Source organism: Microlunatus capsulatus (assembly GCF_017876495.1).
GTDB lineage: Bacteria > Actinomycetota > Actinomycetes > Propionibacteriales > Propionibacteriaceae > Microlunatus > Microlunatus capsulatus.
The window spans coordinates 280,804-295,913 of sequence record NZ_JAGIOB010000001.1; the positions used below are offsets into that span (position 1 = coordinate 280,804).

General features: G+C 76.5%; 14 protein-coding genes. 7 read left to right on the plus strand and 7 right to left on the minus strand.

Translation table 11 applies throughout. The annotated features are described in order from the left end of the window. Positions 1 to 66 precede the first annotated feature (66 nt). Positions 67 to 630, plus strand: a complete 564-nt coding sequence (locus JOF54_RS01315; RefSeq protein WP_210052284.1) for a P-loop nucleotide/nucleoside kinase family protein — start codon at positions 67 to 69, stop codon at positions 628 to 630. A 186-nt stretch (positions 631 to 816) separates the two neighbouring features. Here the strand turns inward: JOF54_RS01315 and JOF54_RS01320 are convergent, their stop codons facing one another. Further along, a complete protein-coding gene (locus tag JOF54_RS01320) occupies positions 817 to 2,055 on the minus strand; it encodes a GAF domain-containing protein (protein WP_210052286.1) in 1,239 nt (412 codons plus the stop codon). A 187-nt stretch (positions 2,056 to 2,242) separates the two neighbouring features. Between JOF54_RS01320 and JOF54_RS01325 the strand changes: the two genes are divergently transcribed. Both JOF54_RS01325 and JOF54_RS01330 read left to right on the plus strand, forming a co-directional pair. Continuing rightward, the gene (locus tag JOF54_RS01325) at positions 2,243 to 2,578 is read left to right on the plus strand and encodes a nucleotidyltransferase domain-containing protein (RefSeq protein ID WP_210052288.1); all 336 of its coding nucleotides are present in this window, start codon (positions 2,243 to 2,245) and stop codon (positions 2,576 to 2,578) included. Beyond that, positions 2,578 to 3,000 (plus strand): hypothetical protein, encoded by a 423-nt coding sequence (locus JOF54_RS01330; protein ID WP_210052290.1) that lies wholly within the window; start codon positions 2,578 to 2,580, stop codon positions 2,998 to 3,000. Before JOF54_RS01325 ends, JOF54_RS01330 begins: the two co-directional genes overlap by 1 nt. Positions 3,001 to 3,762: 762 nt before the next feature. Here JOF54_RS01330 and JOF54_RS01335 read toward each other — a convergent pair. The 3 genes from JOF54_RS01335 to JOF54_RS01345 form a co-directional block, all read right to left on the minus strand. Then, positions 3,763 to 3,903 carry a hypothetical protein gene (locus JOF54_RS01335; RefSeq protein ID WP_210052292.1) on the minus strand — a complete coding sequence of 47 codons (141 nt, stop codon included), beginning with the start codon at positions 3,901 to 3,903 and terminating at the stop codon, positions 3,763 to 3,765. Positions 3,904 to 3,934: 31 nt separating this feature from the next. After that, positions 3,935 to 4,450: an AAA family ATPase gene (locus JOF54_RS01340; protein WP_210052294.1), complete on the minus strand. Its 516-nt coding sequence runs from the start codon at positions 4,448 to 4,450 to the stop codon at positions 3,935 to 3,937. Between the two features lie 429 nt (positions 4,451 to 4,879). After that, positions 4,880 to 5,344: a hypothetical protein gene (locus tag JOF54_RS01345; RefSeq protein WP_210052296.1), complete on the minus strand. Its 465-nt coding sequence runs from the start codon at positions 5,342 to 5,344 to the stop codon at positions 4,880 to 4,882. Positions 5,345 to 5,574: 230 nt separating this feature from the next. Between JOF54_RS01345 and JOF54_RS01350 the strand changes: the two genes are divergently transcribed. The 3 genes from JOF54_RS01350 to JOF54_RS01360 are packed head-to-tail and all read left to right on the plus strand — an operon-like array spanning position 5,575 to position 10,198. After that, positions 5,575 to 8,676 carry an FtsX-like permease family protein gene (locus tag JOF54_RS01350; protein WP_210052298.1) on the plus strand — a complete coding sequence of 1,034 codons (3,102 nt, stop codon included), beginning with the start codon at positions 5,575 to 5,577 and terminating at the stop codon, positions 8,674 to 8,676. Beyond that, a complete protein-coding gene (locus JOF54_RS01355; protein WP_210052300.1) occupies positions 8,673 to 9,524 on the plus strand; it encodes an ABC transporter ATP-binding protein in 852 nt (283 codons plus the stop codon). Before JOF54_RS01350 ends, JOF54_RS01355 begins: the two co-directional genes overlap by 4 nt. Further along, the gene (locus JOF54_RS01360; RefSeq protein WP_210052302.1) at positions 9,521 to 10,198 is read left to right on the plus strand and encodes an ATP-binding cassette domain-containing protein; all 678 of its coding nucleotides are present in this window, start codon (positions 9,521 to 9,523) and stop codon (positions 10,196 to 10,198) included. Before JOF54_RS01355 ends, JOF54_RS01360 begins: the two co-directional genes overlap by 4 nt. Positions 10,199 to 10,265: 67 nt before the next feature. Here the strand turns inward: JOF54_RS01360 and JOF54_RS01365 are convergent, their stop codons facing one another. From JOF54_RS01365 to JOF54_RS01375, 3 genes are all read right to left on the minus strand, one after another. After that, positions 10,266 to 11,891 (minus strand): hypothetical protein, encoded by a 1,626-nt coding sequence (locus JOF54_RS01365; RefSeq protein WP_210052304.1) that lies wholly within the window; start codon positions 11,889 to 11,891, stop codon positions 10,266 to 10,268. 134 nt (positions 11,892 to 12,025) lie between these two features. Next, on the minus strand, positions 12,026 to 13,150 hold the full coding sequence (locus JOF54_RS01370) for a magnesium and cobalt transport protein CorA (protein ID WP_210052306.1): 1,125 nt from the start codon (positions 13,148 to 13,150) through the stop codon (positions 12,026 to 12,028). Between the two features lie 111 nt (positions 13,151 to 13,261). Beyond that, complete coding sequence (locus JOF54_RS01375) at positions 13,262 to 13,867, minus strand: RNA polymerase sigma factor (protein ID WP_210052308.1); 606 nt, start codon at positions 13,865 to 13,867, stop codon at positions 13,262 to 13,264. 391 nt (positions 13,868 to 14,258) lie between these two features. On the opposite strand from JOF54_RS01375, the gene JOF54_RS01380 reads away from it, so the two are divergent. Beyond that, the gene (locus JOF54_RS01380) at positions 14,259 to 15,038 is read left to right on the plus strand and encodes a DedA family protein (protein WP_210052310.1); all 780 of its coding nucleotides are present in this window, start codon (positions 14,259 to 14,261) and stop codon (positions 15,036 to 15,038) included. Positions 15,039 to 15,110: the final 72 nt, after the last annotated feature.

The window sequence follows — 15,110 nt, forward strand, 5'->3', positions numbered from 1 at the left end:
GTCCGCCTCGGGTCAGCGCCGGCCTCAGCTGCGCCGTTCACGGTCGGACCGGGCATCCTGAGCGGCGTGGAACCGCCGCTGACGCCCTCCGCCCCGACCCTCGTGCTGTTCTGCGGGCTGCCCGGGTCGGGGAAGACGACCCTGGCGCGGCGGCTGGAGGCCGAGGGCCACGGGGTGCGGCTGAGCGCCGACGCGTGGCAGGCGGCGCTCGGCGTCGGGCACGCCGACAGCGACTTCCACGAGCGGTTGCAGAGCACGCTGTACGCCCACGCGCTGACGCTGCTGCGGCGCGGGGTGGACGTGATCCTCGAGGACGGGCTCTGGATGCGCGCCGAGCGTGCGGAGAAGATCGCGGACGCCCGGTCCTGCGCGGCACGGGTCGAGCTGCACGTCTTCGACGTCGACCACGACACCCTCTGGGCGCGGCTCCAGCAGCGCAACGACGAGGCGGAGTCCGCCGCCCACCCGATGACGGAGGCCGAGCTCCGTTGGGCGGGCGGGCTGTTCGAGCCGGTCACGGCCGGGGAGCTGGCCGCGGTCGACGCCCACGCCCGGCACTCCGGCGGCCTGGACGCGGCGGAGCTGACGTCGACCCCTGACCTCCGCGGTCGCCGCGCAGACCGCTCCTAGCCGCGCCGGGGAGACGCCCGCTCGGCGGCGGTGGCTGCTGGGCGCCGACCCCGGTGCTGCACCGGACGGCTGCCGTCCGGTAGACAACGGGCCCAAGGGTCACCGACGTGGTGGGACGACCGTCGGCGGCTCCCAGGCCGGGGGCAGCGACCACGATCTCGGGGGCGCTGCCCCCGGCCGCACCGCTCAGCCGGCGGTGAGCACTGCGCGGATCTCGCGGATGGTGGCGTCCAGGTCGGCGGTCACCTCGCGCAGCCGGTCCTGCACCACGGGGTCCTCGGCCGAGCCCTGCAGGGCCTCGAGCCGGAGCCCGGCGGAGAAGATCCGCTGGAGGACGTTGTCCTGGAGCTGCTGGCCGATCCGCGCCCGCTCGCGGCGCAGCTGCAGCTCCTGGTGCGCGGACCGGCTCCGGGCCAGCTCCAGGGCGAGGGCGGCCTGCCGCGCGAAGTCCTCCGTCATGGCCACGTCCTTGACGCTGAACGCCGGCTCGCCCGTGCGACGGCTCACGACCAGGGCCCCCACCTGCCCACCGCCGTCGAACGGGACCGCGAGCACCGGCCCGACGGGCTGGTCGGTCGCCACCTGGTCGTGGCCCGACGCGAGCCCGGCGAACGCCTCGGCCACGCCGGCGCCGACGTCCCAGGCGGCGGCGGCGATGCTGCCGCGCCGGGGCGTCACGACCTGCGGCAGGTCCCCGGCCCCCAGCCCGGCGGCCGCCCGCACGTGCAGGAGATCCGGGTCCTCCGTCGACGGCACCACCAGGGTGACCGACCGGGCCCCCGTCAGCCGGGCCACGTGGTCGAGGATCTGCTGCACGATCGTCACGACGTCGGTGCTCAGCGCCAGCAGCTGACGGCTCACGGTGCTCGACGCGTCCAGCCAGTCACCGCGCCGCTCCGACTCCTCGAAGGCGGTCGCGCAGTCGACCCCGACGCCGGCCGTCTCGGCCAGGCTGACGAGCAGGTTGCGGTCGTCGAGCCCGAACGCGTCCGCCTCCAGCGGCTCCAGCACGTAGATGGCGCCGACAGCGCCGGTCTCGGCCTCGATGGGCACCACCAGGCACCGGCCGCCCACCTGGAGGTCCGCGGCGTCGTCCGGTGCCGGCCCGGTACGGTGCGCCGTCGTCGACCGCCCCAGACGCGTGGCGAGGAGGGCGTCGGCCGCGGTGATCTCCGCCGGGTCGGTGGCGCTGTGCACCACGCGTTCCACCCCCGTGCCTGTCCGGTCGAACAGCACCAGCGCGGCGTGGCGCGCGCCGGTCGTCTCCGCCGCGGCCACCACCGTCTGGCGCAGCCGGCCCTCGACGCTCATCTCGCGGCCCATGGTGCAGATCGCCTGGGTGAGCCGCCACCAGCGGCCGTCGCGGGCCTGGTCGTTCAGCGGGGCCGGGTCGGCGGAGGTGCGCTCGAGCAGCGGGGGTTTCACAGACGGTCCTCCAGATCGACGTGTCCCCCGAGGACCGGTGTCACCAGCAGGCTCATCCTGCCCCCCGGCGCCGGATAGTCAAGGGACGCCGCCGCACGCTGCCCGGCGGTGAGCCGGCGGGACTGCACGTGCAGACGTCGTGCGGAACCCCCGGACCACTCCTGGCAGTCCTGGCAGGGTCCGACCCGTGGACCGCTCCCCCTGGTACGACCAGCTGCAGGACGGCCCGCCCGCCCTGCACGCGCTGGTCCGCGACCTCACCGACGTCGCGGGGGTGGAGGCCGTGGCCCTCGGCGGGTCGCGAGCCGCCGGCACGCACACCGCGGACAGCGACTGGGACCTCGGCGTCTACTACCGCGGCGACTTCCACCCGGCCGACGTCCGCGTGCTCGGCCATCCCGGCACGGTGACCGAGATCGGTGCCTGGACGGGACGGAGGTCGACCTCCTCTGGCGCGACCTGGACGTCGTCGAGGAGGAGATCGGAGCCGCTCGCGCAGGTCGGTGGCGCACGGAGCCCTTGATGTTCCACCTGACGGGCATCCCGACCTACCTCCTGCTGGCCGAGCTGGCGCGGAACCAGGTGCTGCACGGACGGCTGCCGCGACCGGACTACCCGGCGGCCCTGCGCGCGAATGCCGGCCCCGGGTGGGCGCGGCGGGCGGAGCTCACCCTCGACCACGCCGCCGGTCACGCCGGGCACGGCCGGACGACGGCGTGCCTGGGACTGGTCGCCGTCGGAGCGGCCGAGTTCGCCCACGCCGCGGCCGCGACGGGAGGACGCTGGGTCACCAACGACAAGACCCTGTTCGTCGAGGGCGGGATGGGTGAGGTCGACAGCATGTTGGGCGACCTGCAGCAGGCTCGGAGCCCGCAGGTCCTCGGCGACCTCGTGGCCGCGACGCTCCGGCTGGGGCGACGCGCGGTGGCCCGCGCCGGAGGGTGAACGGAGCCAGCCGGGGCGGCCGTCCTGGCGACCCGGGGTGGCCCGCGGTGAGCCGCGTGCTGGTCACGGGTCGCGCCGGCCCTGATCCGAGCTCGCCGCCGAGGAGTTGTGCGAACCCTTCACCAGGGCGACCGACGTGCCGGTCTGCCTCCGCTCCGCGGCAGCCGGGCGGCTCTCGAGCACGACCTCGCCGCAGAACGATCTCGTCCTCGGCGGCCGGCGCGTCCTCCCCTCCACCTGGACGGTGCTGACGGAGGACCCGGAGGCTCTTGTCGTGGCCGTGCTCGCTGCCCTGCGCTGAATCTCGACACGTCGTCGGCCCCGAGCGCGCGACACGCCGCTCCCCGGCCCTCCCGCCCGCGACGACGTGCCAGATCTCAGCGGGCCGGAGCTTTGACGAAGCCACCGACGACCTGATCACCCGGTCACGGGCAGGATCGAGGACGCGGTCGCTACGACACCCACCCTCCGGACCTCCGAGGACACCAACGCGTGCTGGTCAACGCCGAGCGGGTCGTCGCCCCGACAGCTGGCCGGACCGGCGCCCGGAGGAGGAACTGCGGGGAGACGACAGCCCCAGCCCGCTCACGCACGTCGTCTCTCCGCAGTTGCCACCGGCGATGACGGATCCGCGCGAGTGCTGAGAAACCGCCCGGACCAGCGGCGTGTCGCTGCGGATTCTCAGCACTCGCCGCCCGGCTCGGAGGTACCGCGGGTGCCGTTTGTGCGGAGTGCCCTGCTGCTCGTCGTCGGGCTGGTCGGCTACCGCTGCTGGTCGACCTCGAAGAACCGCGTCGTCCGGTCCGTCCGCGCCGCCTTGCGCTGCGCGGGCGAGCCGGCGGGCTGCGTGCTGCCCGCGTTGCCGGCCAGCGTGACCCCGGTGAGGTCGACGAGGACGTGCATCGTCGTGCTGGTGTAGATCCGGAGCCAGGACTCAGCCGACCGGCGGCTCCCCCGACCAGAGCGACCGGACGGCGTCGACCTGCTGAACCGGGTCGAGACCGCCGACGTCGAGGACGTGGTCGACGGGGAAGGCGCCCTTTGCGTCGGCGAGGTGGAGGTCGTCGAGCTCCTGCTCGGTCAGGTGCACCGGCCGGAGCCGGGCCCGGCGTCGGGCCTCGTCCAGCGGCAGCCGCAGCCGGACGACCAGCAGCCCCGGCAGCCGCTCGCGGTAGCGGACCGCCGTCCGGGCCGTGACGACGTCGGCCAGCACGACCGCGATCCCCGCGGCGACGAACCGGCGCGCGAGGTCGCAGGCGTTGTCGACGCCGACGTCCTGCTGGAGGCGGCCCCGGTCGCCGTCCCAGGGGGCGGCGTGCCCGGCCACGACCAGGTGCCGGACGTCGTCCACGTCGACCACCGCGGCGAGGGGCAGGCTCGCGGCCAGGGCCCGCGCCGTGGTGCTCTTGCCCGCGGCGGGCGGTCCGGTCAGCAGCAGGGGTGCGCGCACGGCCCCAGCATGAGGGACCCCACCGGCGGTGCGGACGACGTGCTCTCGTCCGAGGGTCGCTAGCCAGGGGCAGCTGCTGTCGCGTCGTGCCCAGGCGGATCATGTTCGTCCAGCGGGAGAGCGGCCACGACGCCGACCGGGGACCGTGCTGGATCGGCCGGGTGCGGTTCTCGGCGAGCTGGCGGTCCGCGGGGTGGCACGGGTCGACCCGCCCGCCGTCACCAGGGTGTGAGCGGCGACGTGGCGTCGGGGGACGAGGGCTAGTTCTCCGGCCCTGGGGGGGGGGGGGGGGGGACCGGACGGGCGCGCGGTGCAGCGGGCAGCAGCCCGTGGTCGAGGTGGACGTCCGGGCTGAGGACGAGGCGTTCCTGTCCGGTGCCCCCTCCCCGGCCGCGGGGCCGGCTAGCCCACGGCGCAACGCACCTCCGCTCAGCGGTCGAGGTCCAGGTCGGTCCAGACCAGGTACCCGGTCGTCCGACCCCGGTCGTCCCGCTCGACGCCGACGACCACCCGGCCCGGGTCCGTGGCGCAGACGAGGCCGCCGGGCTCCTGCCGGGGCGAGGCCGCGACGCACACCGGGTCGGCTCGGAAGGCCGCGAGCGCCGCCGCGGGGTCGAGGGACGTCTCGTAGGTCAGGGTCGAGACGCCGTCGTCGTCGCAGTCCGCCGTCTCCCAGCCGAACCCGTGCGCGTCGCCCACGTGGACGCGGACGAAGGCCTCCTGCCGGACCCTCTCCTGGGCGCTCGGCGGCCCGGAGCAGGCGAACTCGTGCTGCACCGCCCGCCGCACCCCGACCACGGCGACCGAGACCAGCAGCACCACCGCGACACCCGCGACGACGAGCAGCACGACCCGCCGGCGGGCGGCCCGACGCGTCCGCACCAGCTGCTGCACGCGTCGAGGGTAGAGCCCGCGACCACGGCCGACGAGACGTCGACGCGAGGACGCCGCAGGACCGGCCGTTAGGGTGGCCGGACCTGTCCGCCGCGGGAGCAGCGGGACGCCGACGACGACGCCGACCAGGAGGACCGCTTGCCGACCAGCCCGCCGCGCCCGGCCCCCCGACCGGCCGACGCCCTGCGGCAGCGCACCCCGCGCGAGCTCCCCACCGGACGGCCGACCCCGTGAGCGGACCGCTGTGGCTGCGCAGCGTCCAGCGCCGACCCCACATCGCCGTGCTGCTCTGCCTGCTCTCGGCGGTGGCGGTGATGACGTCGGTGCTGGGCCCGCTGCTGGTCCGGGCGGTCCAGCAGTCGACCCTCAGCGATGCGCTCGAGGCCAGTGGGCTCCCCGGGACGTCCATCTCGGTCTCGGGTGACGCCGGGGCCGACGACCCGTGGCTGAGCGTCGAGGACCTCGCGGTCGCGGCGGTGGAGGCCGGCCGGCAGGCGGCCCCGCAGCAGTGGGAGGACCCGCAGGTCCTGACCCGGTCCACCTCCCTCACCTTCTCCACCGCGCGCACCGGCGCCGCTCCCACCGCCGCCCTGGTCAACGCCGTCGACGGTGACTGCGGCGCCTTCCGCCTCACCGAGGGCCGCTGCCCCGCCGCTCCCGGCCAGGCGATGCTCAGCACGGCCGACGCCACGGCCCGGGAGGTCGCGGTCGGCGACCGGCTCTCCTTCAGCCTGGCCCGGGTGCCGCGGACCACCGTCACCGTCGTCGGGCTCTACGACGCCGACGGCTCGGCCACCGCCGGCCTCACCCGGCCCGGCACCACCGCCGGGGTGGCGGCCGGGGTCGAGGCCGACCCGCTCGTCCTCAGCCGGCGCCAGGCCGAGGAGCTCCCGCTGCCGGTCGAGATCAGCGTCCGGCTGGCCCTGCGGCCGGGCCTGGCCGTCGGCGACGTCCCCGTGGTGCAGGCCTCCGTCGAGCAGCTCAAGACCGCCACCAACGCCCAGGACCGGCTGCTCGCCGTCCAGAGCCAGCTTCCCGAGGTCCTCGACCGGGTGGACGACCAGGCCTCCGCCGCCCGGGTGCTGGTCCTCGTCACCGACGTGCAGGCGGTCTTCCTGGCCCTGTTCGCCCTCGCGATCGTCCTGCAGCGGATCGGCCGGACCCGGGCCGGCGAGTGGAGCGTCGGACGGCTGCGCGGGGTGCCGCGGGGACGCTGGCTGCGCTCGGTGCTCACCGAGCCGCTGCTCGCCATCCTCGTCGGCCTGCCGCTCGGCTTCCTGGCCGGGAGCGCCGTCGGCCGGCTGGGTGCCGACCTCGTGCTGCGCCCCGGCACCCCCGTCGAGCCGTGGCGGTGGCCGGTCGTCGCCGCCGCGGTCGCCACCACCGTCGTGGCGGTCGCCGCCCTGGTCGGGGTCACCCTGCCGAGCATCCGCCGCCCGCTCGCCGAGCTGGTCCAGCAGGAGTCCGAGTCGCGCCGGCTGACGACGGCGGGCGCGGTCGTGCACGCCGGGGTGTTCCTGCTGGCCGCCGCCACCATCTACCAGCTCGTGACCGGGGGCCGGCTCTCCAGCAGCGGCCCGCAGCTGGGGCTGCTCGCGCCCGGCCTGTTCGCGCTGGCCGTCGCGCTCGGGGCCGTCCGGCTGGCCGTCGTCGTGGTCCGTCGGGTCACCACCCGGCCCCCGCGCGGCCTCGCCTCCCTGGTCGTCGGCCGGCACGCCGCGCGGACCCCGTCCTCGCTCAACCCGGCCATGGTCATCGCCGTCGGCGTCGCGCTGGCGGTGTTCGCCAGCCAGGTGCTCGTGTTCTCCGAGCGCAACCAGGGCCTGCGCGCCGACGCCGTCACCGGGGCCAGCACCGTCCTCGGCGTCTCGGTCGCGCCCGGCGCCGACCTGCTCACGGCCGTCCGGGCCGCCGACCCCGACGGGCGGCAGGCGATGGCGGTGCAGCAGAGCGCCGTCGTCGCCTCCAACGGCGCCGCCCGCATCCTCGCGGTCGACAGCCCGCGGCTGGCGGCGGTCTCCAGCTGGTCGCCCGACTGGGCCGGCGTCGACGACCTGGCCCCGGCGCTGACCGCGGGCCAGCGGGAGCCGGTCGTGCTCCGCGGCGAACGCGTCGACGTCGAGCTGGCCGACCTCGAGCTGCTGCCCCTGCAGCTGCCGCCCTCGGCCCCGCGGGACGCGGTCTACCCGCCGCCCCCGCCCGACCTCGCCCTGACCGTCGAGGCGCAGGGCCGCTGGCAGACGGTCCGGCTCGGGCCCCTCGAGCGGTCCGCCCGGGAGCAGCGGCTGACCGCGGCGCTGCCGTGCGCGGCGGGCTGCCGGCTGGTCTCGATCGGCCTCGCCGCCGGCGCCAACGCCCCCTACCGGGCGACGCTCACCGTCACCGGCGTGGGCACCGACGTCCAGCCCGTCGCCGACTCGGCCGCCTGGCTGGCGCTGGACCAGGGCTGGCACGAGCAGACGGCCAACGACACCCAGCCCGAGCCGACGGCCATGGCGACCCCGGCCGCCTCTCCCGACGGCCTGGCCCTGGTGGCGTTCGACGAGCAGGGCGGCAGCGTCACCGCGGTCTCCCCCGGCGACACCGTCGACCCGCTCCCGGCGCTGCTCGGCCCCACCACCTCCCTCACGCCCGTCCCGGGGCGGGTCGGGGCGGTCAACGGCATCGGCCTGGACGGGCAGGACCAGCGGCTGACGGTGCTCGGCACCGCCGCCGTCCTGCCCCGCTGGCTGGACGACGGCGTGCTCGTCGACCTCGGCGCCGCCCGCACCCTGTCCGACCCGGCGGCCAGCCAGATGGTCGACCAGGTCTGGCTGGCGCCGGGGGCCTCGCCGCAGCTGGAGGAGCGGCTGGCGGAGAACGGGGTCCGGGTGCAGAGCCGCGAGCTGCTCAGCACCACCCGGGAGGCGCTCGAGCAGCAGGCCACCACCCGCGGGGCCGCGGTGGCGGTGGTCATCAGCGTCGCCGCGCTCGCGCTCAGCCTGCTCGCCCTGGTCGCCGCCCGCTGGACCGACGCCGGCCGCCGTCGCACCGACTGGCGCGCGCTCCGCGAGGGCGGGGTCAGCCCCCGTCGGCTGCGCCGGCTGGCGCGCACCGAGATCGCCGCGCCCGCCGTCCTGGCCGTCGTCGTCGGCCTGCTCGCGGGCGCGGCCGCCGCCCGGGTCGCCGGCTCGCGGCTCCCCCTGGTCGACGCCGACGCCCCCGGACCCCCGCTGGACCTCCAGCTGGCCTGGTGGCCGGTGCTGCTGCTGGGGGCCGGCGCGGTCCTCGTCATCGCGGTCGTCGCCCAGGTCGGGGCCCTCGCCGAGGTGCGCGCGGAGGAGGACCGGTGACCGGGACGCAGCAGGGGGCGGCGGTCCGCACCGTCGGGGTGGTGCACGTCTACCGGGTGGCCGGCACCGACGTGGCCGCGCTGCGCGGCGTCGACCTCGCGGTCGCCCCGGGCGAGCGGGTGGCCCTGCTCGGTCCCTCGGGCTCGGGCAAGTCCACGCTGCTGAGCGTGGTCGCGGGGCTCCGCCGCCCGTCGGCGGGCTCGGTGCTGGTCGACGGCCGTGACATCGCCCGCTACACGGAGGCGCAGCTCTACGGCTACCGCAGCGAGAGCCTCGGGCTGATGATGCAGGGCGCGGTCTCCAACCTGCTGCCCTACGCCAGCCCGCGGGAGAACGTCGCCTTCGTCGGCGGCCGGGGCCGGTCCCGCGGCCGCGACCCGGTGGCCGAGGAGGCGCTGGCCGCGGCCGGGCTGGCCGACGAGCGACGACCGGTGGGGGTGCTCGGCCGCGCGGACCAGCAGGCGACGGCGCTCGCGGTCGCCATGGCCGGCAGCCCGCGCCTGCTGCTGGTCGACGAGCCCACCAGCCAGCTGGACGACGACGCCCGCGAGAGCCTGCTGGACACCCTGGTCCAGACGACGACGGCCGTCGGCACCACCTTGCTGATGGTCACCCACGACGAGCAGGTCGCGCACCGCATGCAGCGGATGGTCCGGATGCGCGACGGCCGGGTGGGGGCCGAGGGCCAGCGGCACGAGCAGTACGCGGTGATCGGCGCCGACGGCTCGGTGCAGCTGCCCGAGGAGCTGCTGGCGTCCTGGCCCGCCGGGTCCACCGTGTCGGTGCAGGCCTCCTCCCCCGACGAGATCAGCATCCGCCGGCGGCTGCCGGCCGAGGAGGCGCCGTGAGCGGCGGAGCAGCGGGCAGCGCGTCGACCGGGCTGCGGGTCCGCGGGCTGGTCGTCACCGTCCCGGCCGGCGGCGCCGCGGCCGGCCGTGAGCGCCGGACCGTCGTGGAGGGCCTCGACCTCGACCTGGCCGCGGGCGGGCGGCTCGCGATCACCGGGCCGTCGAGCGCCGACGTCACCGCCGTGCTGGCCCGGCTGGCCGGCCTGCGGGCACCGGCCGCCGGCTCGGTGGTGCTCGACGGCACCGACCTCGGCCTGGACCCCGACCCGCGCCGCCTCGGCTACCTCAGCCAGGAGCACCGGCTGATCGGCACGCTGACCGCGGTGGAGAACCTCCTGGTCACCCTGATCGCGGGCGGCGAGCCACCCACCCGGGCGACCGGCGCGCGGGCAGAGGCCCAGCTGGAGGCCCTGGGGCTCTCCCCCGCGACCTGGCACAACCTGGTCGAGCAGCTCTCCGGCGGTCAGCAGCAGCGGGTGGCGCTGGCCCGCGCGCTGGTGCTGCGGCCCCGGCTGGTGGTGCTCGACGAGCCGACCAGCGAGCTGGACCCCGACAGCGTCGAGCGGGTGGTGGGCGTGCTCGAGGCGGTCGCCGCCGACGGCGTGTGCTGCGTGCTCAGCAGCGACGACGAGGTGGTGCTGGGCGCCTGCGGCAGCCGGGTCGCGCTCGGCTGACCGGGCCCGGTCGGGCGCCGGTCGGACGCACCCGGTCAGGCCCGGCGCGGCTCAGGCCCGGCGCGGCTCAGGCCCGGCGCGGGCAGAGCCGCAGCCGGCCGACCTCGCGGGCGGCGTCGCAGTCCCACTCCTGGTCCAGCACCGCCCGGACGTCCGGGGGCTGGCGGCCCACGACGAACCAGGACGTCTCGACGACCAGCCAGCGGGAGCCGGGCGCGCTGAGGCACGCCAGGTTCTCGCGGTAGCTGGCGGTCCCCAGCCGGGCCTGCTGCCGGGTGCGCTGCAGGAACAGCGGCGACGGGTAGCGGCAGCGCGTCGGGTTGCCGAGCCAGTAGGTCCACTCGCCGCTGGTCAGGTAGGTGACCGGGACGCCCGCACCGCCGACGACGGCGTGGACCTCCCGGACCGTCGCCCGGCGGTCGTCGCGGACCTGCCGCGTGCTCGGCGGCCGCTCCCCGTCGGGGTCCGCGGGACGGAGCAGCTGCGCGGACCACGGCGTCGCGCCCGGGACCAGCAGGGCCAGGGCCGCCACCGCGGCCACCGCGGCACCCGCCCGCCGGTCGTCGGGTCGCCGGCCCCGGACGACGCCCGCCCAGCCGAGGCCCGCGACGGCGAGCAGGGCGAGCCCGCCGACCCAGAGCCGCTGGTGGCCGGTCTGCCAGCTCGTGCTGGTGGTCGTCAGCGCCGAGGCCGCGGTCACGGCGACCAGCAGGACGGCGCCGGCCGCGGCGCCCATCCGGCCCCGGAGCGCGCGGAACACCGCGACCAGCGCGACGACCAGGAGCGGCAGCGCGTGGTAGCCGAAGTACTGGCCCTGGGCCACGACCATCCCCCCGGTGACGAGGACGGCGACGGCCACGACCGCCCGCTCGGCGCGGGGCACCAGCACCAGCGCCGCCGGCAGCAGGGCGAGGACGGGGTGGTCGGCCGCCAGGGCCAGCAGGAACGGGCCGGCGTCGGGCAGCTGCTCGGCGGCGTCGACCTGGACCGCGCGGATGTCGAGGAGCCAGTGCACCTCCCACGGCACGAGGAGCAGCGTCGCCACCACGACGAGGACGCCGACGACCACCGACCCGCCGAGCACCCGCAGCCCCCGGCCGCGGTCCAGGGCCAGCACCACCACGAGGCCCAGGACGGCGACCGGGAGGGTGACGACCTTCATGCCGGCCGCCGCCACCAGCAGCACCCCGGCCAGCACCGCCAGCACCGCCAGCCCCGCGCGCCCGCGGTCGCCGAGGAGGGCGACCCCGACGCCGGCCGCCGTCAGCAGCGCCGCCATCCAGTCCGGCTCGCCGCCGCTCACCGGACCCAGCACCACGAGCCCGACGGCCACCACGGCGGCGTGCAGCCAGGGTGCCCCGACCCCCTGCCGGGCCAGGCCCCGCCCCAGCAGCGCCCCGGCGGCCAGGGCGAGCAGGACCAGCAGCACGCGGACGGCCAGCTCGAACGCCACGACCCCCGAGGTGGACGCGCGGGCGGCACGGAACACCGCGTCCATGACCAGCCGGTAGGCCAGTGGCCGGTGGGAGAAGGTCCCGGCCGCGGAGCCGTCGGAGACGAGCTTTACGCCGGCCTCGTAGCGCAGGTTCGGGTTCAGCGGAGCCACCAGGAACACCAGGCAGGCGGCCAGGACGGCGGCGCAGGCCAGCCCGACGCCGACGCGGCCGACGAGCGGACGGGGTCGGTCGGGCACCGGGTGACCGTAGGGAGCCCGTGCGACGGGCACCCGACGTCCGGGTGAACGGCGGGTGCGGGGGCCGCGCCGCGGGGCCGGCGGTCGGGGTGGTGACGCCCGGGGGGCGGCGTTCCCGTCCCCCCGGCTCCGCGTCAGAGCCAGCGGCGCCGGCGGAAGATGAGGTAGAGGACGGCGCCGACGGCGAGCATCGCGACCAGCGCGAGCGGGTAGCCGTAGCGCCAGTCGAGCTCGGGCATGTGCTCGAAGTTCATCCCGTACACCGTGCCCACCAGCGTCGGGGCGAACAGGATGGCGGCCCAGGAGGAGATGCGCTTGACCTCCTCGCTCTGGGCCAGGCTCGACTCGCTGAGGTGCCGCATCTCGTCGTTCTGCCGCTGCCCCACCAGGGTGGCGTGCACCGTCAGCGCGTTCTGCAGCAGCGCCCGGAAGCCGTCGGCCCGCTCCACGAGCCGGATGGCGTGGTCGGCGACGTCGCGCAGGTTGCGCTGCAGCTCGACGTCGACCCCGTACTTGTCGAAGCCGCCCTTCAGCGCCTCGAGGATGCCGAGCAGCGGTCGGGTGGTGCGCTGGAACTCGATCACCTCCCGCGACAGGTCGTAGATCCGCCGGGAGACGGCGTCGTCGCCGGTGTTGAACAGCTGGTCCTCGATCTCGTCGATGTCGTTCTCGAGCCCGGCCGCCACCGGCTCGTACTCGTCGACGACCTGGTCGAGGATCGCGTAGAGGATGGCCTCGGGCCCGCAGCCGAGCAGTCCCGGGTTGGACTCCAGCCGCTGCCGCACCGCGGCCAGGTCGGGTGACTCCGCCTGGCGCACGGTCACGACGAACGAGGGCCCGACGAAGACGTGCAGCTCGCCGAACTCGACCCGCTCCTCGGCCTCGAGGTAGCGGGCCGGCCGCAGCACGATGAACAGGATCTCGCCGTAGCGCTCCAGCTTCGGCCGCTGGTGGGCGAGGATCGCGTCCTCCACGGCCAGCGGGTGGAGGTCGAACTCCTGCGCCACCGACGTGATCTCGGCGACGGTCGGGCGGTACATCCCGATCCAGGCCGTGCCGCGCCGCTCCCGCAGCAGCTCGTAGGTCTCCTCCAGGCTGGCCGGGTTGCCCGTCCGGACGCCGTCCACGTAGATCGCGTTGTCGACGAGGCTCGGCTGGCGGGACTCCTCGGCGGCCGTCGGGCTGGCGCCGGGGTGCACGACGGCGCCGACCGGCGGGGCCAGGCGACGGGGCAGGCGCAGGGTGGGACGGATCGGCATCAGGGCTCCCATCGGGACGAGGTCGCCGGAGTGTAGGCCCCGCACCGGGCGGCGAGGTGTCCTCGCGGTGTCCGCCCGGCCCCCCGGCGCCCTCCCGGGCACCGCCGGGGGTCACCGCCAGGCGGTCATGCCCTCGGCCAGGCTGCGGCGGGCCCGGGCGAGCCGTCCGCGGACCGTGCTCACGGGGGCGCCCACGGCGTCCGCGATCTCGGGGTAGGTCAGGTGGTGCAGCTCGCGCAGCACCCAGCAGGCCCGCTGCTCCGGCGGCAGGGCGGCGACCAGCTGCTGCAGGCCGGCGAGCCCGCCCGCCGTCTGCACGACGTCCTCCGGCCCCGGGGAACGGCTCCCGCACACCTCGTCGCGCCCGTCGGGCTCCTCGGCCGGCAGCCCGACCTCGGAGGGCCGCCGGCTGCGGGCCCGCAGCAGGTCCAGGCAGCAGCGGGTGCCGAGCTGACGGCTCCAGACGTGGAAGGCCCGCGGGTCGGCGAGGGTCGGCAGGCGCCGCCAGACCAGCACGAAGATGTCCTGGACGGCGTCCTCGGCCTCGCCCCGGTCCCCGAGCAGGCGGAACGCGAGGCGGAACATCTCGCGCTGGTACCGGTGCACGAGCTGCTCGAAGGCGTCCACGTCACCGCGCCGGGCGGCCGCCACCACCGTGGCCTGGACGAGGAACGCCCCGGGTTCCTCCGCGAGGAGCTCCGCGGTCGCGGCGCTCATCCCTCCACGGCCAGGGCCGGGACGCCGCCGTCGGCGGTCGTGGGGTCGGTGGGACCGGTCGACGCGGTCGGGCCGGTGGCCAGGAGGCTGGATCTGCGCCTCATCGTGGTGCTCCTCAGGCAGGCGCCGGCACGTCCGTCACCCGATGGGGACCGCGCACGGTGCGACGCCCGTCCCGGGCTTCCCCAGCGACTTCTTCGGAGGCTCGGAGAAAGAGGATTGCCCGGACAAAGAAGCAACACGAAGAGGTCGGGGCAGGTCAAAGATCGCCCCGCGCCGGGCTCGGCCCGGGGCCGACGGCGTGCGGACCGCGGCCGAGAACTTCCTGACGGCACGGTGAGAGGCCGGCCGCCACGCGGTCCGGAGCGCCCGCGCCGGGCACGATGGGGCCATGACGACGTCCCCGGACCCCGAGGTGCCGCCCGCCCGCCCGACCATGGCGGGAGCCGACCCCGCGCCGACCACCGCCGAACCCGGCCGGCCCCCCACCTGGGCCGACGTGCTGCCCTGGGAGGGCCGTGCGACCCGCGGCGACAAGGTGCTCCTGGGCACGATCTTCGGCGTCATGGGCGTGCTCCTGCTGACGATCCCGCTGCGGCCCTTCCTGCTGGCCAGCCACCCGGTGGTGCTGGAGCTGGTCACCGGCAGCCTGTCCGCGATCGGCGCCGGCGCGGCCTTCGCCCGGATCGGGGAGACCTCCCTGGCGCTCGTGGTGCTGGCGGGCGTCGTCGGGATGATCAAGCTCGACTGGCTGTTCTGGCTCGCGGGACGCCGCTGGGGCGCGCGGGTCGTCGCCCTGTTCGCGCCCGGTGAGCGCGCGGGCCGCTTCGTGGAGCGGCTGCGGACCGCCAACCCGTGGCTGGTCCGGCTCGCCGTGCTGGCCGGCGCCCTGCCCGGCGTCCCCGCCGTCGCCGTCTACTGCCTCGCGGGCCTGACGCGGATGCGGCTGGCGACCTTCCTGCTGTTCGACGCCCTGGGCGCGCTGCTGGTGGTGGGCCTGGTGGCCGGCCTCGGCTACGGCCTCGGCCAGCACGCCGTCGACGTCGTGCTGCTGGTCGACAAGTACGCCCTCTGGGTCAGCCTGGCGCTGGTCGTCGTGGTGTCCGTCGCCGCCGGCCGCCGCAGCTCACGGCAGGCCGCCGCCGCCCATGAGGGACGCAGCGGCACCTGACCACGGGGACCTGACCGCGGGGACCTGACCCACGGCCGGGGGCCCGGACGCACGACAGCGGTGGCGGCACGT

Excerpts from the sequence above, each read along its gene's own strand:
- JOF54_RS01335 (WP_210052292.1), bottom strand. The coding sequence starts at position 3,903 with ATGCACGTCCTCGTCGACCTCACCGGGGTCACGCTGGCCGGCAACGCG.
- JOF54_RS01380 (WP_210052310.1), top strand. The coding sequence starts at position 14,259 with ATGACGACGTCCCCGGACCCCGAGGTGCCGCCCGCCCGCCCGACCATG.
- JOF54_RS01370 (WP_210052306.1), bottom strand. The coding sequence starts at position 13,150 with ATGCCGATCCGTCCCACCCTGCGCCTGCCCCGTCGCCTGGCCCCGCCG.
- JOF54_RS01330 (WP_210052290.1), top strand. The coding sequence starts at position 2,578 with ATGTTCCACCTGACGGGCATCCCGACCTACCTCCTGCTGGCCGAGCTG.
- JOF54_RS01375 (WP_210052308.1), bottom strand. The coding sequence starts at position 13,867 with ATGAGCGCCGCGACCGCGGAGCTCCTCGCGGAGGAACCCGGGGCGTTC.